Source organism: Streptomyces sp. CB01580 (genome assembly GCF_001905795.1).
Classification (GTDB): domain Bacteria; phylum Actinomycetota; class Actinomycetes; order Streptomycetales; family Streptomycetaceae; genus Streptomyces.
On record NZ_LIXJ01000021.1, the window covers coordinates 88,968 to 114,305 of the forward strand.

Here is a 25,338-nt window from a genome sequence, read left to right on the forward strand (position 1 = left end):
CCGGCCACACGGGCCGGCCCGCCCCTCCCCCTCTCCTCCGTCCGCCTTCCGCACCAGCCGTCAAGGACTGCCATGGATGCCATCACCGTGGGCTTCGGCGTACTCGTAGCCGTCGTCCTGCTCATCGCCGTCGCCCTTCTCCTCGTCATCAGCCGACTCTTCCGCAAGGTCGAGCAGGGCAAGGCGCTGATCATCTCCAAGACCAAGAAGGTCGATGTCACCTTCACCGGGGCCGTCGTACTGCCGGTGCTGCACAAGGCCGAGAGCATGGACATCTCGGTGAAGACCATCGAGATCCGCCGCACCGGGCGCGAGGGCCTGATCTGCCAGGACAACATCCGCGCCGACATCCACATCACGTTCTTCGTCCGGGTCAACAAGACCGTCGAGGACGTCATCAAGGTCGCCCAGTCCATCGGCACGGGACGGGCCAGCGACGAGGCCGCGCTCCAGGAGTTCTTCGGCGCGAAGTTCGCCGAGGCGCTCAAGACGGTCGGCAAGCAGCTGGACTTCGTCGACCTTTACACCAAGCGCGAGGAGTTCCGGGACCGGATCATCCGGGTCATCGGCACCGACCTGAACGGCTACCACCTGGACGACGCGGCGATCGACTTCCTGGAGCAGACGCCCATGGCGCAGCTCGACGGCGCCAACATCCTCGACGCGCAGGGCATCCGCAAGATCACCGAGCTGACGGCGATCGAGCACGTGCGCACCAACGAGTACCAGCGCACCGAGCAGAAGGAGATCACCCGGCAGGACGTCGACGCCCGGGAGACGATCCTGGAGCTGGAGCGCCGGCAGGCCGAGGCCGAGATCAAGCAGCGCCGTGAGGTCGAGACGCTGCGGGCCCGTGAGGAGGCCGCGACCGCCAAGGTCCAGGAGGAGGAACGGCTGAGCGCCCAGGCCGCGTTCATCCGTACCGAGGAGCAGCTCGGCATCCAGCGCGAGAACCAGGCCCGGGAGATCGCCGTCGCGCAGAAGAACCGCGAGCGGGTCATCGCCGTGGAGAACGAGCGCATCGAGAAGGACCGGCTGCTGGAGGTCATCGGGCGCGAGCGGCAGACGGAGCTCGACCGGATCGCCGCGACGAAGGAGGTCGAGGCCGAGCGCCGCGAGGTCGCGGACGTCATCCGGGAGCGCATCGCCGTGGACCGTACGGTCGCGGAGCAGGAGGAGTCCATCAAGACGCTGCGGGCCGTCGAGGAGTCGGAGCGCACCCGCAGGTCGGTCATCATCGCCGCCGAGGCGGAGGCGCAGGAGAAGCTGGTCAAGGACATCAAGGCCGCCGAGGCGGCGGAGGCCGCGGCCGGCCACCTGGCCGCCGAACAGCTCACGCTCGCCGAGGCCCGGCTGAAGACCGCGGACCTGGACGCCCAGGCGAAGCTGCGGCTCGCGGAGGGTGTCCAGGCGGAATCCGCCGCTCCCGGCCTCGCGGAGGTCCAGGTGCGGGACGCGGCCGCCGCCGTCATCGAGAAGACCGGTCTCGCCGAGGCCGAGGCGGCCTCCGCGCGGCTCAAGGCCGAGGCGGAGGGGGCCAGGCTCAAGGCCCTCGCGGAGGCGGAGGGCACACAGGCCCAGGCGACGGCCGACGCGGCGATGATCGGCGAGAAGCTGAAGGCCGAGGCGGCCGGGCTCACCGAGAAGGCGGCGGCGATGGCGGCGCTGGACGACGCCTCGCGCGGGCACGAGGAGTACCGGCTGCGGCTGGCCGCGGAGAAGGAGATCCGGCTGGCCGGGCTCGACGTGCAGCGGCAGGTCGCGGAGGCTCAGGCGACGGTGCTGGCCACCGGGCTGGAGAACGCCGACATCGACATCGTCGGCGGGGAGTCGGTCTTCTTCGACCGGCTGGTCTCCTCCATCTCGCTGGGCAGGAGCCTGGACGGGTTCGTCGAGAACTCGGACACGGCGAAGGCTCTGGCCGGGCCGTGGCTGGACGGCACGTCCTCGTTCACGGACGACCTGACCCGGATGGTGGGTTCGGTGACCACGGGGGACGTGCGGAACCTGACGGTGTCGGCGCTGCTGACGCGGCTGATGCGGGCACCGGGGGCCGGGATCGCGCCGGAGCAGGTACGTCAGCTGCTGTCCGCAGCCCGGGAGTCGGGCCTCGCGGACCTGCCGGTCGCCGCGCTGACGGGGGCCGTCGGCGCGGGTGTCGCGGGTACGGCCGCCGGAAGCGGGTCCGAGGCCGGGACCGAGGCGGCAGTGAACGCTCCGGACGCCGGGGCGCACGGCGCGGACGCGGACGCGCGCGCGGCGCGGAACGGCGCGCCGGTCGCGTAGGCACGCTCGTCCGGATCGGGCCGGTTCCGCGGGCACCGCGCCCGCGGCCCGGTCCGGGCGCCGCGAACGGCCAGGAACCCGTCCGGGCAGGGCGACAGGGCCCTGCCCCGGACATCCCCGGGCCCGTCCGGTGACCGCCGAACCGTCCCCCGGCACCGGACGGGCCCACACCGCACCACCACCCCCAGCTCCACCCCGCTCCTCGGCCACCACGCCCCGCCCCACCACGGAACCGCCTCCGCGCCCCACAGACCTCACACACCGCGCCACCGGCCCCCACCCCACCGGCCGTACCACCACCCCCACGGGCGCCCCGGCACACCGCACACCTCACAGAAAGCCGCACGCATGGACACCGACACCACGACCGCACCGTCGGCCGGCGGCCCCGTGGACGCGGGGACGTACGACGTGCTGCGCCGTCGGCTCCACGACCGGGCCGCCGATCTCGCGGCCCGCGCCGAGGCGCTCAACGTCCGCCGCACCGAGGAGTTCGGCTCGACCGGACTCCACCTCACCGGCACCGAGCGGATCCACACCGCCCAGGCGTGCGTGCCCCGCGACCTGGTGGCCGTGGGCGGGCGGCTCCTCTTCGGCTTCGAGCGGGGCCCCGGGGCGGCGGCCCCGGCCGAGGTGAACGACGTACTCGCCCTCTACGGGCCGGAGTTGGCCGAACCGGACCCGCATCCGGGGCACGACGGCGGCGTGCTGGACGACGAGGGCTTCGTCCGCGAGTTCACCACCCTGCACCGCTACTACCGCGACGCCCGCCTGCTGCGGCTGCGCCGCGTGGACGGGAAGCTGCTCGCCGTCTTCCGTACCGGCGAGAACGCCGACGGCATCCGGGTGCTGCGCTGGGCGCTCGGCCCCGACGGCTCGCCCGGCGCGTTCCTCGACGCGCGCGGCGACCGCGACCACGTCTTCCCGCCCTCCCACGACTTCACCTGGACCGTCGCGGGACGCGAGTCCCACGTCCCGGGCCGGCACCCGCACATCGCCGTCGGCGGGGACGCGGACGGACCGGGCGGCGCCGTCCTCTTCGTCGACACCCTCGGCGGCACCCTGACCGTCAAGACCGTCGACGACACCGACACCCCCGACGGGATCTACGAGGAGCCGGTCGCCGAACCCCTCCAGTCCCTCGCCGACGCCGACGTCGAGCACGCCACCGTCGGACCGCTGGTCCTGCTCCGGGTGCGCCCGTACAACGAGGAGAACTGGCGGTACCTGGTCTTCAACACGCTGCTCGGCAGCGTGACACGGCTCGACGGCATCGGGCCCGCCTGCCACCGGCTCCCGGAGGACCAGGGGATCATCTTCCCCGGCGGCTACTACCTCACCACCGGCACGGCGAAGACCTTCGACATCGCCGAACCGCTCACCGACCCGGTCTTCGAGGGCGCCGTCCGCTCCCCGAACGGGGAGGACGTGCTCTACGCCTTCCGCTCCCCCGACGACGGCCGCGGCCTGCTCCTGCCCTACAACCTGATCCGGCAGGAGGTCGCCACCCCGCTCCAGGGGCGCGGCCACGCCCTGCTCGACGACGGCACGCTGATCCTTCTGAAGGCCGGTGCCGGGGGCGACGAACCGGCCCGCGTCCACCCGGTGCAGCGCTGGCGGACCCCGTACGTCTCCGACACCCACGCCGCCTCCCGCCCCGCCGGGACCGGCCCGCTCGCCCGGATCGGCAACGCCGATCTGGTGCGCGGCGTCTCCGACCTGCTGGCGCTCGCGCACAGCACCGAGCAGATCACCGGCACCACTCCCACCGCCGCCGGATACGCGCAGCTGGTCGCCGACTGCACCCGGGCCACCGACCGCTACCACTGGCTCGCCGATCCCGAACTGGGCGGACTCCACGCCCCGTTGGCCGAGCTGCGGGAGACCGCTCAGCAGATCATCGGCGAGTTCGAGACGGTTCGGGAGCTGACCCGGCAGGCCGCGGACGCGCTGACCGGGACCGCCGACCGGATCACCGCGCTCGTCCGCCGCGTCCGCGGCGAGGCCCCGCGCTCGGCCGCCGACTGGGTCGGCCAGCTCACCGAACTCAGGCGTGCTCAGGGCCACTTGGCGACGCTCGCGGAGATGCGGTACGCGGACACGGAGCGGATCGCCGAACTGACCGCCGCCACCGCCGAGGACATCGAGTCGGCGGGACGGCGCGCCGTCGCGTTCCTCGCCCGGGACGACGCGTTCGCCGACCACCACGCCGACATCGCCCGTCTGACCGACGAGGCGTCCGCGCTCACCACCGTCGTCGACGCCGCCGCCCTGGGCGACCGGCTGACCGGAATGACGGAGGGCCTGAACACCGTCACGGACGTCGTCGCCGGGCTCGACATCGGCGATGCCACGGTCCGTACGTCCATCCTGGAGCGGATCGCGGAGGTCCTCGGCGGGGTCAACCGGGCCCGGGCCACCCTCGACGCGCGCCGCCGCGAGCTGCTGGAGCACGAGGGGCGGGCCGAGTTCGCCGCCGAGTTCGCCCTGCTCGGGCAGGCCGTCGCCGGGGCCCTGGCCGCCGCCGACACACCGGACGCCTGTGACGACCAACTCTCCCGGCTGCTGCTCCAGTTGGAGAACCTGGAGTCGCGGTTCGCGGAGTTCGACGACTTCCTCGCCGAGCTGGCCGAGCGCCGCACGGAGGTGTACGAGGCGTTCTCGGCCCGCAAGCAGACGCTCCAGGACGCCCGGGCGCGCCGGGCGGAGCGGCTGGCGGACTCGGCGGCCCGGGTCCTGGAGACGGTCTCGCGGCGGGTGTCCGCCCTGCCCGACCCGGACGCCGTGCACACCTACTTCGCCTCCGACCCGATGGTCGCGAAGATCCGCCGCACCGCGGACGAGCTGCGCGAACTCGGCGATCCGGTGCGCGCCGAGGAGCTGGACGGGCGATTGCTGGCCGCCCGGCAGGAGGCCGGACGGGCGCTGCGCGACCGGGGTGAGCTGTACGCGGACGGCGGTTCCGTGATCCGGCTGGGCCGACACCGGTTCGCGGTGAACACCCAGCCGTTCGACCTGACGCTCGTCCCGCACGGGGAGGAGCTGGCGTTCGCGCTGACCGGCACGGACTACCGGGCCCCGGTCGGTGACCCGGACTTCGCGGCGACCCGCCCGTACTGGGACCAGACGCTGCCCTCCGAGTCACCGCACGTCTACCGCGCCGAGCACCTGGCCGCCCGGCTCCTCGACGAGCACGGCGCGGACGCCCTGACCGCCCTGGACCCGGCCGAACTCACCACTTTGGTAAGGGAGTCGGCGGCAGCCGCGTACGAGGAGGGCCATCAGCGAGGGGTGCACGACGAGGACGCCGCCGCGATCCTCACCACCCTGCTCGAACTCCATGCCGGGGCCGGGCTGTTGCGTTTCCCGCCCGCCGTACGGGCGGCGGCCCAGCTGTTCTGGGCGTACGGGACGGACGAGGCCCGGCGCACCTCCTGGACCCGGCGCGCCGTCTCGCTGGCCCGCGCCCGGGAGACGTTCGGGCTCGCACCCGCCGTCGCGGCCCTCCAGGAGGAATGGGCACACGCCATGGGCGCGGCCTCGCCCCTGCTCCCCGGCTCGGGGACCGGTGCCGAGGCACCCGACCTCGGGGCGGTGGCCGCGTACCTCTTCGAGGAGCTGACCGGCGGACCCGACGGCTTCGTCACGAGCGTCGCCGTCCGCACGTTCCTGGACAAGTTCCGCCGCGCCGTGGGCTCGTCGGCGTACGACGAGGACCTGGCCGCCCTCCGCGACGACCTCCCGGCCCGCCGCCAGCTGGCCGAGGGCTGGCTCGCCTCGTACGCGGCGGCGAGCGGCACCGGCATCGAGCCGGGCGACCTCGCGGAGGCCGTCGCCGTGGAGCTGTGCCCCGAGCCGGTGCTCGCCCGCTACGACTGCGCGGCGCCGCTCGGCGCGACCGTGGACGGCCTGCTCGGCACCCATCCCCGCGTCGACCGGGGCCGGCTGACCGTACGACTGGACGAACTCCTCGCCCGTACCGCCGAGTTCCGCGCCACCACCGTCCCCGGCTTCCGCGCCTATCAGCGCCTGCGCACCGAACTCGTGGCCACCGAGCGCGCCCGGCTGCGGCTGGACGACCACCGCCCGCGCGTCATGTCGGCGTTCGTCCGCAACCGGCTGCTGGACGAGGTGTACCTGCCGCTGATCGGCGACAGCCTCGCCAAGCAGCTCGGCACCGCCGACGCCGACCGGCGCACCGACTCGCAGGGCCTGCTGCTGCTCGTGTCGCCGCCCGGCTACGGCAAGACCACGCTCATGGAGTACGTCGCCGACCGGCTCGGGCTGGTCCTGGTCAAGGTCAGCGGACCGAACCTCGGCCACGACGTGACCTCCCTGGACCCGGCACAGGCGCGGACCGCGACCGCCCGCCAGGAGATCGAGAAGATCAACTTCGCGCTGGAGGCGGGCAACAACACCCTGCTCTACCTGGACGACATCCAGCACACCTCGCCCGAACTGCTCCAGAAGTTCATCCCGCTCTGCGACGCCACCCGCCGCGTCGAAGGCGTACGGGACGGCGAGCCGCGCACCTACGACCTGCGGGGCAAGCGGTTCGCGGTGTGCATGGCGGGCAACCCGTACACCGAGTCGGGGGCGCGGTTCCGGATCCCCGACATGCTCGCCAACCGGGCCGACGTGTGGAACCTCGGCGAGGTGCTGACCGGCCGCGAGGACGTCTTCGCGCTGAGCTTCGTCGAGAACGCGCTGACCGCCAACCCGGTGCTGGCCCCGCTCGCCGGGCGCTCCCGCGAGGACCTGGCGCTGTTCGTGCGGCTCGCGTCCGGGGACCCCGCGGCCCGCCCGGACCGTCTCGAACACCCCTACGCGCCCGCCGAGGTGGAGCGGATCACGGCGGTGCTGCGCCATCTGCTGACCGCCCGGGACACGGTGCTGGCCGTGAACGCCGCGTACATCGCCTCCGCCGCGCAGACCGACGAGTCCCGCACCGAGCCGCCGTTCCGCCTCCAGGGCTCGTACCGCAACATGAACAAGATCGCCGAACGGATCGTGCCGGTGATGAACGCGGCCGAGCTGTCGGCGGTCATCGGCGACCACTACGCCGGCGAGGCGCAGACACTCACCACGGGCGCCGAGGCCAACCTGCTGAAGCTCGCCGCGCTGCGCGGTCTGCTCACCGGCGAACAGGCCGCGCGCTGGGCCGAGATCACCGCCTCCTACGTGCGCACGCAGACGCTCGGCACCGCGGACGACGACCCCCTGGGGCGGGCCGTCGCCGCGCTGGGGCTGCTCGCGGAGCGGATCGCGGCGGTGGAATCGGCGATCGTCCGGGTCGCCGACCCGCGCCATGTCCTCACCAACCCGACGGCCCGGCACGCCTCGCCCCGCCCGGCGCCGCGCCCCGCGCCGCCCGAGGACCGGTGAGCCGCCCGGAAGCCGCCCGTCGCCGACCGCGCCGCCCACCGGCCGCGTTCCCCCGAAGACCATCGCACGCATGAGATCACCGAACGCGCCGAACCGGTCGAGACAACGGAGGTGTGCAAGGCATGCTGGGGCACGTGCCGACACTTCCCCATCAGACCCAACGGACCACCTCCGGCGGCCACATGGTCGTCTGCGGTGACGACGCGCTCGCCCGCCGACTCGCCGTGGAACTGCGGTACGTGTACGGGGAGCGGGTCACCCTGCTCCTCCCGCCGGGACGCGACGCGGGCCACGCCGATCTGCCGCTGACCGGGCGAGGACGGGCCGCCTCGCTGTTCGGCCGGATGTCGGCGGCGATGAACCGCAACCTGGGCGGTCTCGGCAACGGCGGCGGCCTTTCCTCGGACAGCGACGGCTCCGGTGTGATCACCCTGGACGGCTCCGACACCAACGCCGGGGTCGAGGCGGTCCGCATCATGGAGGCCGCCGAACCCTCCTACGAGACGTTCGAGGAGGCCGGCGTCGAGTCGGCCGCCGCACTGGCCCTGGTCTACGAGGACGACGAACGCAACATCCGCGCCGCGCTGACCGCCCGCCGCCTCAACCCCCGTCTGCGGCTGGTGATCCGGCTCTACAACCGCAAACTGGGCCAGCATCTGGAGACCCTGCTGGACCAGGCGGCCGCCGTCGCCGCGCCCGGCCTCGACCCGGCCGCGCTGGACGCCTCGACCACGGTTCTGTCCGACGCCGACACCGCCGCGCCCGCCCTCGCCGCCACCGCGCTCACCGGCTCCAGCAAGGTGATCCAGGCGGAGGGCCTGCTGCTGCGCGCCGCCGAGCGCACCCCGCCCGAGGACGGCCGGGCCGCCGACCCCGGTCTGTGCACGCTCGCCCTGCTGTCCTCCACCACCCATGACCCGGCGGGCGCCGAGGGCTCCGACAGCAGCGGCGACGAAGGCCCCCTGCTCCTCCCGGACGCCCGGCAGGTGGCCGCCGCGACGGGCCGGGGCACGATCGTCCTGGAGACGGTGAGCCGGGCCGACCCCGACGCGCCCCCGCCCCGGATGGCGGGCAGGGGCGCACCGCTGAGCCGGATCTTCTCGCGACGGCTGCGCTGGTCCGCGCTGGGCGTCGGCCTGGCCGTGGTCGCCCTGGCCGTCGCGCTGACGCTCACCACCGACGACACCCCGCTGCACGCCGCGTATCTGACACTGCTGGACCTGTTCGCCATGGGCGACCCCGCGACCGACGATCCCAGGGCCCGCCAGATCATCCAACTCCTCTCCGGAGTAGCCGGGTTGATGCTGCTCCCGCTGCTCGTGGCGGCGGTCCTGGAGGCGTTCGGCTCGCTGCGCACGGCGTCCTCGCTGCGCCGCCCGCCCCGGGGCCTGTCGGGCCATGTGGTGCTGCTGGGCCTGGGCAAGATCGGTACGCGGGTGCTGGTCAGGCTGCGCGAGCTCGGCATCCCGGTGGTGTGTGTGGAGGACGACCCGGACGCGCGCGGCATCCCGGTGGCCCGGCGGCTGCATGTGCCGGTGGTGATCGGGGACGTCACCCAGGAAGGCGTGCTGGAGGCCGCGAAGATCGACCGCTCCCGCGCGCTGCTCGCCCTGACCAGCATCGACACCACCAATCTGGAAGCGGCCCTCTACGCCCGCTCGGTGAAGCCGGACCTGCGGGTGGCGCTGCGCCTGTTCGACGACGAGTTCGCGACCGCCGTCTACCGCACCCTGCGCACCGCCCACCCCCAGGCCGTGACGCGCTCCCGGTCCGTCTCCCATCTCGCCGCCCCGTCCTTCGCGGTGGCCATGATGGGCCGTCAGATCCTGGGCGCCATACCGGTGGAGCGCAAGGTGATGCTGTTCGCGGCGGTCGAGGTGGCGGGACATCCGCAGCTGGAGGGCCGCACGGTGCAGCAGGCGTTCCAGGCGGGCGCCTGGCGGGTGCTGGCCCTGGACGCCACACCGCCGGAGGACCGCCGCCCGGACCTGGCCGCCCCCGTCGACGGCGGCCCGGACCATCCGTCGGGGCTGGTGTGGGACCTGCATCCGGGGTACGTGCTGCGTCCGCAGGACCGCGTGGTGATCGCCGCGACCCGGCGCGGCCTGGCCGAACTGCTGCGCAGACGCCGGGTGTCGTCGGTGCGGACGTAGCCCGTCCCCGCCGAGGTGCCCCGCCGGGTGTCGATGCCACGCACGTAGCCCCGCCCCCGCCCAGGTCCGGACACCCGGCGCCGTCCCGAACACCGGAGCCCGGGCACCCGGACGCGCTCCGGATCCCGGAACCCGGACGCGCTCGAAATCCGCATGCCCGGGCACTCCCCGCCACCTACCCTCGTCCCCATGGCTGCCGAACCGGATCTCCTGAACGTGATCGACGTCGAGGCGACGTGCTGGGACGGCCAGCCACCGCCCGGCGCGGTCAGCGAGATCATCGAGATCGGGCTGACCGTCGTCGATCTGCGCGCGGCCGATGGGGTCTCGCCTGCTCGAACGGGGTCGAGAGCCCGGGGAAGGGTCGCCCGGCACCGGATCCTGGTCCGCCCGGCCCGGTCGACCGTCAGCGCGTTCTGCACGGAACTGACCGGCCTGACCGCGGCCGAGGTGGGCACCGGCGTCTCCTTCGCCGAGGCGTGCGGGCTACTGGCGTCGGAGCACGAGGCGGGAATCCGGCCCTGGGCGAGCTGGGGCGACTACGACCGCAACCAGTTCACCCGCCAGTGCCGGGCCACCGGCACCCGTTACCCGTTCGGCCGGCACCACACCAACGCCAAGCTCCCCTTCACCGCCGCCCACGGCCTGCGCAAACGCCCCGGCATGGCGCAGGCCCTGCGGATCGCCGGCCTTCCGCTGGAGGGCCGGCACCACAGCGGCGCCGACGACGCCTGGAACATCGCGGCCCTGGTCCTGGACACGGCGGCCCGGGGCTTCTGGCCGAACTCACCGGATTCCCCTATGAGTTGATGCATCGACAGATATCTGCCGACCGGCCGCGGGGCAGGGCGCCCATGAGCCAGGGCGCCCATGGGGCAGAGGGCTACAGCACCCCACCCATCGCGCCCCGCACCTCGTCCAGCGTGGCCCCGGCGATCTCGTTGGCGCGCACGTTCCCGGCCCGCAGCACGGACCGCACATGGCCCATGTCCCGCGCGTACTCGGCCCGCCGTGCCCGGATCGGCGCCATCCGTTCGTTGACCGCCTCGGTCACGGTCCGCTTGAGCGCGGCGGCGCCTGTGCCGCCGATCTCCTCCGCCAACTCGTGCGGGTCGCGGTCCAGGCAGAGCGCGGCCAGCAGGACGAGCGAGGACACCCCGGGCCGGTTCTCCGGCTCGTAGGTGATGTGGCGCTCGGCGTCCGTTCTGGCGCCCTTGATCAGCCGCGCCGTCTCGTCGGCGGTGGCGCCGAGCGCGATGGAGTTGCCCCGGCTCTTGCTCATCTTGGTGCCGTCGGTGCCGAGCAGCAGCGGTGCGGCGGAGAGCAGCGCGTCCGGCTCCGGAAAGACCTGCCCGTACCGCTCGTTGAAGCGGCGGGCGACGGTCCGGGTCACTTCGAGGTGCGGCAGCTGGTCCCGCCCGACCGGCACCAGATTGCCCTTGCAGAACAGGATGTCGGCGGCCTGGTGCACCGGATACGTGAACATCAGGCCGCTCACCGCCGACTGCCGGGAGTGCGCGATCTCGTCCTTGACGGTGGGGTTGCGGTTGAGCTCGGCCACGGAGATCAGGCTGAGGAAGGGCAGCATCAGCTGGTTGAGCGCGGGCACGGCGCTGTGGTTGAAGATCGTCGAACGCTCGGGGTCGACGCCGACGGCCAGGTAGTCCAGGACCATGGCCTCCATGTGCTCGGTAAGGCGGTCGGCGACGTCCCGGTCGGTGAGCACCTGGTAGTCGGCGATGATCACGAAGACGTCCACCCCGAGGTTCTGGAGCCGGACCCGGTTGTGGAGGGTGCCGAAGTAGTGCCCGAGGTGCAGCGGTCCGGTGGGCCGGTCCCCGGTCATCACCCGGAACCGTTCCGGGGCCCGCCGGATCAGCTCCTCCAGCTCGGCGGTGCGTCGCAGGGCGGCGGTGTCGGTGGCGGAGGCGTCGGCGGGCACGGCTTCGACGACGGGCGCGTCGGCGGTGGCGGTGGCTGCGTTCATGGGGCTGTCTCTCCTCGCTGATGCTGCGGTACTGGCTGGGTGGAGGACGGCCCGCCGGAATCCACCGGCATCCGCACCCGTACGAGGCAGAGAGAAGGGCCGTCCGATTCGAACGGCCCTGGTTTCCGTGCGCGTGGAGTGGCCGCTCCTAGAAGGAGCGCCACCAATTCCGGCACGGTGCGTAGGTCATGGCCCGATGGTAACGCGCCGGTACGCCCGGCAGTACGGGAATGGCCCACATGCCCCAGCCCGCGCCCCAGCACGTCGGCCAGGGCCCCCTGGCGCATCGACCAGGGAGTTTCGTTGAAGCATGAACCAAATGGTTAAATGATGGCCGCCCCGTACAGGCGCGGGTGACCGCCCGGCTTGTCCTGTATGTCTCGCATGTACTGAACGGAGATGTGTCCCATGTCTACCGCAGTGAAGCTCGCTGTCATCTACTACTCCTCCACCGGCTTCAGCGCCGAGATCGCCAAGGAGATCGCCGAGGCGGGCACCAAGGCCGGTGCCGAGGTGCGCCTGCTGAAGACCGCCGAGCTCGCGCCGGAGGCCGCCATCGCCTCCAACGAGGCATGGGCCGCGCACGCCGCCGCCAGCGCCGGCATCCCGGTCGCCACGCCGGACGACGTCGAGTGGGCCGACGCCGTGATCTTCGGTACGCCGACCCGCTTCGGCAACGTGTCCTCGCAGCTCAAGCAGTTCCTGGACACCCTCGGCGGTCTGTGGGCCCGGGGCGCCCTGGCCGACAAGGTGTACAGCGGCTTCGTGACGACCGCCACCACCCACGGTGGCCAGGAGTCGACGCTTCTCGCCCTGTACAACTCCATCCACCACTTCGGCGGCCTGGTCGTCGCCCCCGGCTACACCGACGCGGTGAAGTTCGTCGACGGCAACCCGTACGGCACCTCCCACGTCGACGCCCAGGGCAACAACCCGATCGGCGACCAGACGCGCGACGCCGCGCGCCACCAGGCCGAGCGCGTCGTCAAGATCGCCTCGGCCCTCAAGGCCGGCCTCGGCGCCTGAGCCACACCCGGTCCCGGCGCCCGAGCCGCACCCGCCCCCTGAAGCGCCCGTCACCCGCATCGCGGCGACGGGCGCTTCGGCGTATGCGCGCGGGAGGGCACGCGCCGCCCCCGGCAGGCCCCCACGGAACGGAGACCCGCGAAACGCAGACCCGTGAAGCAGCGACAAACGGAACAGCGGCCTGCGGAACAGCGGCACACCCCCTCGGAATAGCCCAGGAGCCCGTCCCGTTGTAGGGTGTGCTCACGTAGTTCAACGTTCAACAAACCGGAGGCGGGCCATGGAGTTCGGGATCTTCACCGTCGGGGACGTCACCACGGACCCGACCACCGGCAGGACACCGACCGAGAACGAGCGGATCAAGGCGACGCTCGCGATCGCGCAGAAGGTGGAGGAGGTCGGGCTGGACGTGTTCGCGACCGGCGAGCACCACAACCCGCCGTTCGTCCCGTCCTCGCCGACGACCACGCTCGGCTACATCGCCGCCCGCACCGACCGCATCATCCTGTCCACGTCCACCACGCTGATCACCACCAACGACCCGGTGAAGATCGCCGAGGACTACGCGACGCTCCAGCACCTCGCGGACGGCCGCGTCGACCTGATGATGGGCCGGGGCAACACGGGCCCGGTCTACCCCTGGTTCGGCAAGGACATCCGCCAGGGCATCCCGCTCGCCATCGAGAACTACGCCCTGCTGCACAAGCTGTGGCGCGAGGACGTCGTCGACTGGGAGGGCAAGTTCCGTACGCCGCTGCAGTCGTTCACCGCGACCCCGCGCCCGCTGGACGGCGTCCCGCCGTTCGTCTGGCACGGCTCGATCCGTTCCCCGGAGATCGCCGAGCAGGCCGCGTACTACGGCGACGGCTTCTTCCACAACAACATCTTCTGGCCCATGGAGCACACCAAGAAGATGGTGAACCTCTACCGCCGCCGGTACGCGCACTACGGGCACGGCACCGCCGAGCAGGCCGTCGTCGGCCTCGGCGGCCAGGTGTTCATGCGGAAGAACTCGCAGGACGCGGTACGGGAGTTCCGCCCGTACTTCGACAACGCGCCGGTCTACGGGCACGGGCCCTCGCTGGAGGACTTCACCCGGGAGACCCCGCTGACCGTCGGTTCCCCGCAGCAGGTCATCGAGCGCACCCTGACCTTCCGCGAGGCCGTCGGCGACTACCAGCGCCAGCTGTTCCTGATGGACCACGCGGGACTGCCGCTGAAGACGGTCCTGGAGCAGCTCGACATCCTCGGTGAGGAGGTCGTCCCGGTGCTGCGCAAGGAGTTCGCCGCCCTGCGGCCGGCCGGGGTCCCGGACGCCGCGCCGCTCCACCCGGCCGTCGCCGCCACCCGTGGCATCGCGGCCGACGCCCCCGGTGCCGACGGCACCACGACCCGCACCCCTGTCACCGCCGCCACCGCCGCGAAGGAGGTCTGATCACCGTGTCCACCACGCCCGGCACGCCCACCCTGCCCATCACCGAGCCGCTGCGAATCGTCGCCGTGTCGGCGGGACTGAGCAGCCCCTCGTCGACCCGGCTGCTGGCCGAACGGCTGGCCGGCGCGGCCCGCGAACGGCTGCTGGCCGAGCAGGACCGCACGGTCGAGGTCCGGCTGATCGAGCTGCGCGACCTGGCCGTCGACATCGCCAACCACCTGGTGACCGGCTTCCCGCCGGCCGCCCTGGACGAGGCGATCAAGGAGGTGACGGAGGCCGACGGTCTGATCGCCGTCTCGCCCGTCTTCACCGCGTCGTACAGCGGGCTGTTCAAGTCGTTCTTCGACCTGATCGACAACACCGCGCTCACCGGCAAGCCCGTCGTCGTCGCGGCGACGGGCGGCACCGCCCGCCACTCGCTGGTCCTGGAGCACGCGATGCGTCCGCTCTTCGCCTACCTGCGGGCCAGTGTCCTGCCGACCTCCGTGTACGCGGCGTCGGAGGACTGGGGCTCGTCCGGCGACGAGTACACCGAGGGCCTGCCGTCCCGCATCCGGCGGGCGGGCGGCGAACTCGCCGCCGTGCTCACGGGCGGCCGGGCGGCCTCCAGGGCACCGAGGACGCTCGGGCTCGACGACGAGGTCATACCGTTCGAACAGCAGCTCGCCGACCTGCGGCTGGACTGATCCGTTCGGTCGGCCCGTTCCGTCCCCCGGTCCGGGCCGACCGTCCCGGGACGAACGGCCCGGGACCATCGGCCCGGTCGGTCCGGACGGTTCGGGCCGAACAGCCGGACAGCCGGGACCGACAGGCCCGCGCCATCAACACATCTGTCCTGTTTGATTACATTGGCGTGAAAGATGCGTCATGCGAAAGCGGCCCGCACCGGGTGTACGAGGTTTCTTCGCGTGCCGCCTCTGCGCACTGAGCCGAACCGAGCTGGAGGCAGAGATGGGCAGGATCGTGGTGGGCGTTGACGGCTCCGAGTCGTCGATCAAGGCGCTGCACTGGGCCGTACGCCAGGCGGAGCTGACCGGCGACACGGTGGAAGCCGTCAACAGCTGGGAGTACCCGGCGACCAGTTGGGCGTCCATGATGCCCGGCATGCCGGAGGACTTCGACCCGCAGGCCCTGGCGACCGTGTCGCTCACCGAGGCGCTGGAGGAGGCCCTGGGCGCCGAGGGCGCGGCCAACGTGACCAAGGTCATCGTGATCGGCAACCCGGCCCAGTCCCTGCTGGAGCGGGCCAAGGGCGCGAACCTGCTGGTCGTGGGCGCACGCGGGTACAGCGGTTTCAAGGCGACGCTGCTCGGCTCGGTCAGCCTCCACGTCACCCAGCACGCGCCGTGCCCGGTGACGGTCGTACGCGACTGACGTACCACCGCGACATAGCTGGTACGCCGCACGCGAATCACCACGACGATGTCACCACGACGGCGTGATGACGAATCATGACGGCGACGGGCCCGCACACATTTCCGTGCGGGCCCGTCGTCGTGCCGGTCATGCAGGTCGTACCGGTCGTGCCGGATGGCACCCACGGTGGTACCGGGGGACCCCGGCGGCGGATGTCACGCTCTCTCGTGCGTGTAGAAGAGGTAGAACGCCGTGACGAACATCCCGAGGCCGACCGACAGCCCCAGCGCCGACGACCGCAACACGCTCGACCCGGTCAGCCCCACCAGCAGCCCGATCGCCGCCCAGGTCAGTGCCCCGTAGGCCACCGCCCGCATCAGGGGGATCATGCCGCGCTGGAATCGGCCCAGCACGAAGCAGAGTGCCCCGAGGACCACGGCCGTGATCAGGCCGTACCAGAACTGCCGGCCGCCGCTCGCGCCGTGGTTGCGGAGGATGAACGACGCGTACAGGCCGTACGCCGCACCCAGTACGACGGGCATCGCCCAGGCGAGCGTGCTGCGCGGACGCGCGTGCGCCCGGCCCCGGGACCGGCCGCGTGTCGGACTCGCTACGTGAGTGGCCATGGCGGAGAACTCCTTCCGTCGCCGCCCCTCCAGGACACGACGCCCCTCTTCGCCCCGGGGCGCACCATCCTCTTTTCCCTCCAGAGCACACCCGGCCACTCCACCCGGCAACTCGGATGGCCCAGAGCCCGGGACACGGGGCCGTCGTACGGGATTTCCTGGAGGGGTGCGGACATATCTTTCGATGACGCTGTCGGTCGTGGTGCCGGTGCTGCTCGCCGTGCTCGTCCCGCTGAGCGCGCTGTCCGCCTGGGTGGACCTGGAGATCGACGACACGGACAGGTACGTCGCCGCGGTGGCCCCGCTCGCCTCCGACCCGGAGGTGCGCACCACCGTCGCCGACCAGATCACCGACGCGACGATGCAGCAGATCGACGCCGGGCCGATCCACGACGTCGTACGGAACTTCCTGCACCAGGCAGTGCTGTCCTTCACCACCACCGACGCCTTCCAGGACGCGTGGAACGCCACCAACCGCACCGCCCACGAGGCCGTCACCGCCGCGCTGAACGGCAACACGGGCGAGGCCGTCACCATCGATCTGGCGCCCGTGACCGAGCGGATCAAGAAAAACCTGAAGGCGGACGGGATCCCGTTCGCCGACCGGATCCCGGTCCAGCACACGGAGATCACGCTCATCTCCGCCGAACGCGCCGACCAGTTGCGCCAGACCTTCCGCCTGCTGCGTGCCGGAAGCGTGCTGCCCGCCGTCGGCACGGTGGTGTTCGCCGTCCTGACCGTGGTCGTGGCCGGGATCGCGGCCCGGACGCGCGCCGGGCGGCCGGGAGGCGAACACGGCGCGGCGGGCACCGGTGACGCGAGGAACGCGAGGGACCGGGCGAGCACACGGGGCACAGCGGGCACGGAGGCCGCGCTCGCGGCCACGGCGCTGGTCGGGCTCGGTTTCGCGCTGGGGGCGGTGGTGCTGCGCGTGGTGGTCGCGATCGCCCGCAACCGGGTGCTGGCCGGGGTGCCGGCCGGTCAGACGGGCGGTGCGGCGGCGGTGTACGACGCGCTGACGGGCTCGCTGCGCACGACGGCGTGGACGGTGCTGGGCGCGGGGCTCGCGGTGGCCCTGTGCGCGGTGCTCGCCCGGCGGGGCGGCGTCCCGGCCGGGCCGTGGCGGGCTCGACGTGCGTCGGCGGACGGGCCGGGACACAGTGGTTCCCGTGACTGCCGTATCGGGGACGACTGAGAGGTCATCCACATGCGAGCGATAGCCGTCAGCGCGTTCCGGGCCGCGCCCGAACTGGTCGAGTTGCCCAAGCCGGAACCGGGGGCCGGGGAGATCCGGGTCAGGGTCGAGTACGCCGCGCTCAACCCCTGCGACTGGCAGACCGTGCCCGGCTCCACCGAAACACCCGGCTCGACCGAAACACCTAGCTCCCCCGTCACACCCGGCTCCTCCCCCGTCACACCCGGCTCCTCCCTCGACGCACGCGGCTCCCCCGGCGCCGCCGCCCCTGGCGCACCCGCCCCCGCCCCTGCCTTCCCCCTGGTCCTCGGCGTGGACTTCGCCGGACGGGTGGAGAAGATCGGCAGCGGCCCGAACCGCTTCCGGGTCGGCGACCAGGTCTTCGGCCGTACCGCCGGCCCCGCCGTCGGCGGCACCTGCTGCGACTACCTGACCGTGCCGCAGGAGTCCGCCGTCACGCTCGTCCCGCCCGGCCTCCCTCTCGAGGTCGCGGCGGCGCTGCCGTCCGCCGGGATGGCCGCCGCCCAGATCCTGGAGACCGTGGCGCTCCGCGGCCACGAGAGCCTGCTGGTCGTCGGGGCGGCGGGCGGCGTCGGCAGCTGCCTCACCCAGCTCGCGGCGGCCCGGGACATCCGCGTGATCGCGGCCGTACGCGGCGACGAGCGCAGGCGCATGGCCGCCCTGGGCGCCACCACCACCGTCGACACCCTGGCCCGCCCCCTCGAAGAGGCGGTACGGGAGGTCTGCCCGGACGGCGTCGACGCGCTCGTCGACCTGGTCTGCGCCGCGCCGGACGCCTTCGCCGCGCATGCCGCGCCGGTACGCGCCGGGGGCATCGCCCTCAGTACCCGCGACGCCGCCGCGAGGGCGGCGCTCCCCGTCGGGGTGACGGGCATCGACTTCCGGCTCGAACCCACCCCGGTCCTGCTCGACATCCTGGCGGCGGGTGCCGCCGACGGCGTACTGCGCGTGCCCATCGACGCCGAACTCCCGCTGGAGAGGGCGCCGCAGGCCCTCGACCGGAACCGGGCGGGCGGCGCACGCGGCAAGACCGTGATCGTGCTCTGAGCCCGGCCGTCGCAGGAGGCACCATGAACAACGAGATCAACAAGGACAACAAGGACAACAAGCGCAACAGGAACAATGAGGAGCGCGACATCATTGATGACATCGGCGCCCTCGTCGCCGAGGAACGGACCCTTCGTGACCGCTCCTCGCGGGAGATGGGCCTCGCCCCGGACGAGAGGTCGCGGCTGCACGCGGTCGAGATCCGGCTCGGTCAGTGCTGGGATCTGCTCAGGCAGCGCCGCGCACTCCGGGAAGCGGGCGAGGACCCCTCCACCGCGAGGATCCGGTCGGCCGACGAGGTCGAGGGCTACCAGAGCTGAACACGCCGGACCTGAACACGAGGCAGAGGGGAATCATTGACCCAGACGGAGACCGGGAACGGCCGCAGGCACACGACTCCACCCACCTGGCTGCTGAGCGGGCTCCGCCCCCAGTCGTCCGCCCCCGTGCCCTGGGCCGCGGTCGTCCGCGCCTCCATCGCCCTGGCCGCACCGCTCGCCGTCGGCTTCGCGCTCGGCCGGCCGGCGTACGGCGCGCTCGTCTCCATGGGCGCGCTGTCCGGCGTCATCGGCGACACGGCCGACGCGTACCGCATGCGCATACTCAACATCGCCGTACCGCAGTTCTTCGGCGCGCTCGGCGTCATGCTCGGGACGCTGGTGTACGGGACGGGGTGGGGGGCGGTCGCCGCGCTGACGGTGGTCGGCCTGGTCTCCGGGATGATGTCGACGATCGGCGCGGTCGCCTCCGTGTCCGGGCTGCTGCTCCTGCTCAACGCGGTGGTCGGCGCCGGTCTGCCGATGCCGGAACCTTGGTGGGCGGCCCCGCTGCTGCTCACGGTCGGCGGTCTGTTCGTCCTCGCCCTGACCCTGCTGGCCTGGCCGCTGCGGCGGAAACTGCCGGAGCGGGTCGCGGTCGCGGGCACCTATCTCGCGGTCGCCGATCTGCTGGCCGCCGCGGGCGGCGACGCGTACGACGAACGGCGCCAGGCCGTCACGCAGTCCCTCAACACCTCGTACGACCTGATCCTGGCGCGCCGGGCCCGCTATCACGGCCGCAGCAACGCCATGGTGCGGCTGCTCGCCCAGCTCAACGTCGTCATCCCGCTCGTCGAGGCGGCGCCCGCGGTCCATGTGCGCGGGATCCGGCTGCCGGACGCGATCCCCGAGGCGGTACGCGAACTGGCCGCCGCCGTCGAGGAGAGCCGTACGGGCCGCCCCGGACTCGGCCTGCCCGCCCCGGACTCGCCCGCGACCCGGGCCGTGGACAGCGCACTGAGGCACGCCGCGACCGTCGTGCACAAGGCCGATCCCGACCCGTACAACGTCGACGACCGGCTCGGACGCCCCGCGGCGCTCGGGGTACGCGTACGGCGGACCGCTCGCAGCGTGCTGTTCACCGGGGCCTCGTGGCGGTACGGGCTGCGGCTCGCCCTGTGCGTCGGCCTGGCCCAGGCCCTGACCTCGCTGGTCCCGGTGCCGCGCTCCTACTGGGTCGCGCTGACCGTCACGTTCGTCCTCAAGCCGGACTTCGGCTCGGTGTTCTCGCGGGCCGTGCTGCGCTCGGTGGGCACGGCGGCCGGGCTCGTGGTCGCCGCGCCGGTACTCGCCGCGGTGCCGATCGGCTGGTGGGACGTGCCGGTGATGGTGCTGCTCGCGGCGCTGATCCCGGCGTTCACGGCGAAGGGTTACGCCTTCCAGACCGCGGCCATCACCCCGGTCATCCTGCTCCTGTCCGACCTGCTGAACCACGAGGGCTTCGACCTGGTCTGGCCGCGCTTCCTGGACAGTCTGATCGGCTGCGCCATCGTGCTCGTGGCGGGCTACCTCCTGTGGCCGGAGAGCTGGCACGCCCGCGTCGGGCACCGGCTCGCGGACGTGGTGACGGACATCGCCGACTACGTGGCCTGCGCGTTCGAGCCGGAAGCGTACGGCGGGGGAGGCGGGAGCCGGGCGAGCGCCCAGGGCCCCGGGAGCAGTGGTGCGGGCGACCGGGCGGAGCGTCTGCGGGCCCGGCGCCGCATCTACCGCGATCTGTCGGTCGTACGGTCCGAGTTCCAGCGCGCGCTGACCGAACCGCCCCCGGTCGGCGCCCGGGCCGCCGCCTGGTGGCCGCTGGTCGTCGCCGTCGAGCGCATCGTGGACGCGACGACGGCGGCCCGGGTCCGGGTCAACCACGGAGCGCCGGAACCACCGGCGGAGGAAGTGGCGGAGGTCCGGCGGCAGTTGATGGAACTCGCCGACGGGATACGGTCGAGCGAGGTCCTGGTGGAGGTGCGTGCCGAACTGCCGGGCGACGAGAAGGGGGTGCTGGCCCCCCTGCGCCGGGAGGTGGCGGCGGCACGGGCCATCGCGTCCCCCCAGCCGTAGCCGTGGTCGTGGCCCCGGCCGCGGACACGGCCGCAGTCGTACGAACGGTCCGGGCCATGGCCGCACGGTCACGGTCCGGACCATGGCCGCACAGTCAGGAGCCGGGGCCGCCGCTCACCTCATGGAATCGCCGCCCCGCAGCCGGTCCATCTCCCGCCGGTCCCGCTTCGTCGGCCGCCCCGCGCCCCGGTCGCGTACCGGGACCTGGATCGCCGCCTCGCGCGGCGGCGGGGGCGGACTGTTGTCGATGAAGCACTCAACCGCCACCGGTGGGCCGACCCGCTTCTTCACGATCTTCGACACGACCACGATCCGGTCCCGGCCCGCGTGCCGAAGCCGTACCTCGTCGCCGACGCGCACCGTCTGAGCGGGCTTGGCACGCTCACCGGCGACCTTCACATGCCCCGCACGGCAGGCGGCAGCGGCCTGCGAACGGGTCTTCGTCAACCGGACCGACCAGATCCAGACGTCAACCCGGGCACTGCCCTCCGCCTGCGGCGCCTCACCGGAAACCATGTGTCCGACTGTAGTGCGGCGCGGGCGTCGGGTCAGGCCGGATCATTCACGAGGTCCCGGGCCTCAGCCGAAGTCGTCGATGACCTCCGACATGTTGTAGCTGTACAGCTCGTGCTTGCACGCCCCGCGCTTGCTCGGCGCATGCTCGCTCAGTGACCACAGCTGCGGCGCGAAGCCGTCACCGCGCCCGTGCGCCAGGTAGAAGTCCTCGGGCCCGAACGACGACTGCAGGATCTACACGTTCGCCGACTTGGAGTCGGCGGCCCGTCCGGAAAGCAGCGCTCCGCCCGCGACGGCACAAGCCGCAATACGTGTTCGACGAGAGGGTTTCCCCATATGAAGGCCCTTCTTGGCAATGCGGGTGAATAGCGGACAACGGTGCACCTGACTTCCCGCCACATGCACCGGCCGCTCACGTCGACAAGGCAATTCGGGCCCCACGTCAGTACATTTGAACGAAGCACATCAGGCCCGTACGGCATGCGCACAGGGCTCGTTCGGGGCTCGGCGGGAGATCGTTCGCCGATCGGTTTTCTCACGGGCGGGCCGTGCCGACGAAGGGCCGGATCCGGCCGCTAACCTTACATATCCGCCCTGGCCAGGGATCAATTCCCGCAGGTCGGACATTCATCGCACCCCACTCACGCGAAAGGCCTCGCCCATGGGCATTCGGAGCTTGCTGCGCAAGGTGTTCGGCCGTGACCGCGCGGAGCAGGACGCGCCGACGGCCACGGTCCCGCCCCAGACCGAACGCATCGCGCCCGCGGAGTCGGAGCCGGTCGCGGCACCGGCGGACGAGCCGGCCACGGCGCAGGCCCCGGCGCACGCAACCGACCCGGCCCCCAAGGCTTCGATCCCGGCCCCCGCCTCGCCCCGGTCCGCCGAGAGCGACGGCAGCACCGGCCTGGCGTCGGACCTGGTGGCGGCGGCCTTCGACAAGGCATCCATCCCCTCGTTCCCGTCGCAGGGTTCGGCCTCGAAGCCGAAGTCGGACGAGCCGAAGTCGGACGAGCCGGAACCGGTGTCGGAGCCGGTTTCCGTGTCGGAGCCGAAGCCTGAATCGAATTCAGAGCCGGTCGCGGTGTCGGCGTCGGCGGCGTCGGCGGACGAACCGGAGGCCGCGGAGCGGAAGCCCGCAGCGGAGGCGGTCGCGGAGATCGCGGAAGCAGATGCCGCGGAGGCGGTGGTCACCGAGCCGAAGAACGACGAGGCCGACGAGGCCGACGAGGCCGAGGCTGTCGCCGGGTCCGAGCCGACCGTCGCGCGGCCCGAACCCGAGCCGGTGGCCGCGACCATCGCAGAGACCGCCGCCGAGACCGAGCCGGAACCACTCAAGGACGAGACCGAGGCCGAACCCGAGGCCGAGGCCGAGCCCAAGGCCGAGATCGAACCCAAGGCCGAGGTCGAACCCAAGGCCGAAGCCGAACCCGAGGCCGAACCCGAGGCCGAACCCGAGGCCGAGGCCGAACTCATCGTCGAGGCCGAATCCGCCGTCGAGGCCGCCCCGGTCGTCGAGACCCCCGCCCGGCCCGAGGTCGACGCCGAGCCCGAGCCCGAGCCGCTCACCACCGCCGAGGCCCCCGAGTCGACGCCGGAGACCGAGCCGCAGCCGGCCCCCGAGGCCGACGCCACCGCGGCTCCCGGGCCCGAAGCCGTCGCGATCCCGGCCGAGCCGGAACCCACCCCCGAACCTGCCGCCACCACCACGGCCACCACCACCGCCGCCCCGGACGCCGCACCGGCCCCCTCGTCCGCTCCCTCCCCTGCCCCCGAGCCGGAGTCCGCCCCGGAGTCCGCCGCCTCGACCCCCCTCGCTGCGGCACCGGCCCCCAAGCCGGCCCTCTCGCTCGCTCGCGTCAAGACCCGTGCGCCTGGCCTCGTCGGCGCGTACAAGGCCGCCCAGGCCGGGCTCAAGGCGCACGGGCTGACCGGCCTGCGCGCCACCGTCTACCTCGTCCTCGACCGCTCCGGCTCCATGCGCCCGTTCTACAAGGACGGCAGCGCCCAGCACCTCGGCGACCGCGCCGTGGCCCTCGCCGCGCACCTGGACGAGACCGCCACCGTTCAGGTCGTGTTCTTCTCGACCGACATCGACGGCACCGGCACGGTCGAGCTCGCCGGTCACGAGGGCCGCATCGACGAGATGAACGCGGGTCTGGGCCGCCTCGGCCGTACGAACTACCACCGCGCCGTCGAGGAGATCGTCACGCACTACGAGAAGTCGGAGGCGACCGGTCCCGCCCTGGTGGTCTTCCAGACGGACGGCCCGCCGGACGCCAAGCAGGCCGCGAAGCAGGCGCTCGCCGACGCGGCGCGGCTGCCACTGTTCTTCCAGTTCGTCGCGTTCGGCGAAGAGGACGCGAAGGGCTTCGACTTCCTACGGAAGCTGGACGCCCCGAACGCCGGGTTCTTCCACGCGGGCCCCGCCCCCCGCGAGGTCCCGGACGCCACCTTCTACCGCGAGGTCCTCGCCGCCCTCCCCGCCTGGATCGCGGACCGAGCGGCGGCCACCGAGGCCTGATCCGTCGGCAGACGTACGGTCACGGCGAGCCCGCCCCCGGGCCCGGGCACCGCCGTGACCGTACCGTCGTGCGCGACCGCGATGGAGCGCACGATCGACAGGCCCAGCCCCGACCCGCGCCCCATCCGGTCCCTGCCCTCACCGCGCCGGAACGGCTCGAACAGCCCGGGGACGTCCTCGGCGTCCACCACCGGCCCGGTATTGCGCACCTCCAGCAGCACGCTCTCGCCGGCCGTCACCGCCGACACCTCCACGGTCCCGTCGGGCACGTTGTACGTGACGGCGTTGGCCAGCAGGTTCGCCACCAGCTGGGCCAGCAGCATCCGGTTACCCCGCACCGTGCAGGGCCCGGTGTCGACCCGCACACCCGGGTGCCGGGCCGCCTCCTCCGACACGACCCGCGCGAAGTCCACCTCCTCCCGCTCGCCCGCCGCGAGCCCGCGTTCGCTGCGGGCCAGGACCAGCAACCCCTCGATGAGCCGTTCGCTGCGCCGGTTGTTGTCCAGCAGCGTCTGCCGGGTCCGTACGAGATCCTCCTGGGACGGGTCGTCCAGGCCGATCTGGATCGCGGCCCGCTGGGTGGCGAGCGGGGTCCGCAGTTCGTGCGAGGCGTTGGCGATGAACCGCCGCTGGCTGTCGAACGCCTTCTCCAGCCGGGCCAGCAGGGCGTCGAGGGTGTCGCCGAGTTCCTTCAGCTCGTCGTCGGGGCCATGGGCCGCGATGCGCTCGTGGAGGGTGTGCTCGGAGAGCCGGCGCGCCTTGGCGGTCATGGTGTGGACGGGACGCAGGACCCGCCCCGCGGTCCACCATCCCACCCCGACCGCGCACGCCGTCATGACGAGCAGCGAGGCGACGGACCAGATGAGCAGCTGATGACCGGCGGCGTCGCTGACGTGGTCGGTGAGGTCGTAGACGGTCGGCGGCCCGAGCGTGCGCCGGGTGACGAGGGGGCCGTTGACGGCGTAACCGGGCTGGACGACCGCGGCCGTGCGCGCGATGTCCCGCGCCTGGGAGTCCGTGCCCGCGCGCGAGGCGAGGTTGACGGTGGCGAGCAGTGCCGTGCCCAGCACCAGGAAGGCCCCGCCGTACACGAGCGCGATCCGGGTCCGGATCGTGGAATGCCGGATGAGCGGCGGACAGCGCAGGCGCGGGACGCGGAAGACGCGCGGTACGCGAAAGGCGGCACCGGGAACACGAGGCGCTCGCGGCACGCGCGCGGCATCACGCGGAACGCGCCCGCCCTGACACGGCACACGCGCGGCATCACGGTGTACCCGCGACGCACGCTTCCCGCACACCCCACACTTCCCGTGCGACGAGCCAGACGAGCCAGACGGGCGTGACGGGCGTGACGAGGGAGACGAGGGAGACGAGCCCGACGCACCCGACGCACCCGACGACGGAGAGGAATCGCC

Annotated in this window: 17 protein-coding genes; 13 read left to right on the forward strand and 4 right to left on the reverse strand. The window is 72.8% G+C overall.

Annotated features, from left to right (window positions below):
- The first annotated feature begins 72 nt into the window (after positions 1-72).
- From AMK22_RS26695 to AMK22_RS26710, 4 genes are all read left to right on the forward strand, one after another.
- Positions 73-2,286, forward strand: a complete 2,214-nt coding sequence (locus AMK22_RS26695) for a hypothetical protein (RefSeq protein ID WP_073789093.1) — start codon at positions 73-75, stop codon at positions 2,284-2,286.
- A 348-nt stretch (positions 2,287-2,634) separates the two neighbouring features.
- On the forward strand, positions 2,635-7,671 hold the full coding sequence (locus AMK22_RS26700) for a DNA repair ATPase (RefSeq protein ID WP_073789094.1): 5,037 nt from the start codon (positions 2,635-2,637) through the stop codon (positions 7,669-7,671).
- 122 nt (positions 7,672-7,793) lie between these two features.
- Positions 7,794-9,824, forward strand: coding sequence for an NAD-binding protein (locus tag AMK22_RS26705; protein ID WP_073789096.1), 2,031 nt, complete (start codon positions 7,794-7,796; stop codon positions 9,822-9,824).
- A 189-nt stretch (positions 9,825-10,013) separates the two neighbouring features.
- Complete coding sequence (locus AMK22_RS26710; RefSeq protein WP_079186409.1) at positions 10,014-10,634, forward strand: 3'-5' exonuclease; 621 nt, start codon at positions 10,014-10,016, stop codon at positions 10,632-10,634.
- Between the two features lie 73 nt (positions 10,635-10,707).
- Here the strand turns inward: AMK22_RS26710 and trpS are convergent, their stop codons facing one another.
- On the reverse strand, positions 10,708-11,811 hold the full coding sequence (gene trpS / locus AMK22_RS26715; RefSeq protein WP_079186410.1) for a tryptophan--tRNA ligase: 1,104 nt from the start codon (positions 11,809-11,811) through the stop codon (positions 10,708-10,710).
- A 408-nt stretch (positions 11,812-12,219) separates the two neighbouring features.
- Here trpS and wrbA point away from each other — a divergent pair, with 408 nt between their 5' ends.
- The 4 genes from wrbA (at position 12,220) to AMK22_RS26735 (ending at position 15,646) form a co-directional block, all read left to right on the forward strand.
- Complete coding sequence (wrbA, locus tag AMK22_RS26720; RefSeq protein WP_073789099.1) at positions 12,220-12,837, forward strand: NAD(P)H:quinone oxidoreductase; 618 nt, start codon at positions 12,220-12,222, stop codon at positions 12,835-12,837.
- Between the two features lie 280 nt (positions 12,838-13,117).
- Positions 13,118-14,272: an LLM class flavin-dependent oxidoreductase gene (locus tag AMK22_RS26725; RefSeq protein WP_073789101.1), complete on the forward strand. Its 1,155-nt coding sequence runs from the start codon at positions 13,118-13,120 to the stop codon at positions 14,270-14,272.
- A 5-nt stretch (positions 14,273-14,277) separates the two neighbouring features.
- Positions 14,278-14,958: an FMN reductase gene (locus tag AMK22_RS26730; RefSeq protein WP_391673887.1), complete on the forward strand. Its 681-nt coding sequence runs from the start codon at positions 14,278-14,280 to the stop codon at positions 14,956-14,958.
- A gap of 265 nt (positions 14,959-15,223) precedes the next feature.
- Positions 15,224-15,646 carry a universal stress protein gene (locus tag AMK22_RS26735; protein WP_073789103.1) on the forward strand — a complete coding sequence of 141 codons (423 nt, stop codon included), beginning with the start codon at positions 15,224-15,226 and terminating at the stop codon, positions 15,644-15,646.
- A gap of 197 nt (positions 15,647-15,843) precedes the next feature.
- Here the strand turns inward: AMK22_RS26735 and AMK22_RS26740 are convergent, their stop codons facing one another.
- Positions 15,844-16,254, reverse strand: coding sequence for a hypothetical protein (locus AMK22_RS26740; protein WP_073789105.1), 411 nt, complete (start codon positions 16,252-16,254; stop codon positions 15,844-15,846).
- A gap of 184 nt (positions 16,255-16,438) precedes the next feature.
- On the opposite strand from AMK22_RS26740, the gene AMK22_RS26745 reads away from it, so the two are divergent.
- The 4 genes from AMK22_RS26745 to AMK22_RS26760 are packed head-to-tail and all read left to right on the forward strand — an operon-like array spanning position 16,439 to position 20,886.
- Positions 16,439-17,449 carry a hypothetical protein gene (locus AMK22_RS26745; protein ID WP_242434143.1) on the forward strand — a complete coding sequence of 337 codons (1,011 nt, stop codon included), beginning with the start codon at positions 16,439-16,441 and terminating at the stop codon, positions 17,447-17,449.
- 12 nt (positions 17,450-17,461) lie between these two features.
- Positions 17,462-18,517 (forward strand): NADP-dependent oxidoreductase, encoded by a 1,056-nt coding sequence (locus tag AMK22_RS26750; protein WP_073789107.1) that lies wholly within the window; start codon positions 17,462-17,464, stop codon positions 18,515-18,517.
- Between the two features lie 23 nt (positions 18,518-18,540).
- Entirely contained in the window at positions 18,541-18,837 is a 297-nt protein-coding gene (locus AMK22_RS26755; protein ID WP_073789109.1) for a DUF2630 family protein, read from the forward strand.
- Between the two features lie 36 nt (positions 18,838-18,873).
- Entirely contained in the window at positions 18,874-20,886 is a 2,013-nt protein-coding gene (locus AMK22_RS26760) for an FUSC family protein (protein ID WP_073789111.1), read from the forward strand.
- Positions 20,887-21,000: 114 nt separating this feature from the next.
- Here AMK22_RS26760 and AMK22_RS26765 read toward each other — a convergent pair whose 3' ends face one another.
- Positions 21,001-21,402 carry an RNA-binding S4 domain-containing protein gene (locus tag AMK22_RS26765; protein WP_073789113.1) on the reverse strand — a complete coding sequence of 134 codons (402 nt, stop codon included), beginning with the start codon at positions 21,400-21,402 and terminating at the stop codon, positions 21,001-21,003.
- A 661-nt stretch (positions 21,403-22,063) separates the two neighbouring features.
- Between AMK22_RS26765 and AMK22_RS26770 the strand changes: the two genes are divergently transcribed.
- The gene (locus AMK22_RS26770) at positions 22,064-23,923 is read left to right on the forward strand and encodes a VWA domain-containing protein (protein WP_073789114.1); all 1,860 of its coding nucleotides are present in this window, start codon (positions 22,064-22,066) and stop codon (positions 23,921-23,923) included.
- Here AMK22_RS26770 and AMK22_RS26775 read toward each other — a convergent pair.
- Positions 23,857-25,068 (reverse strand): sensor histidine kinase, encoded by a 1,212-nt coding sequence (locus AMK22_RS26775; protein ID WP_073789151.1) that lies wholly within the window; start codon positions 25,066-25,068, stop codon positions 23,857-23,859. The two genes, AMK22_RS26770 and AMK22_RS26775, sit on opposite strands and share 67 nt — an antisense overlap.
- Positions 25,069-25,338: the final 270 nt, after the last annotated feature.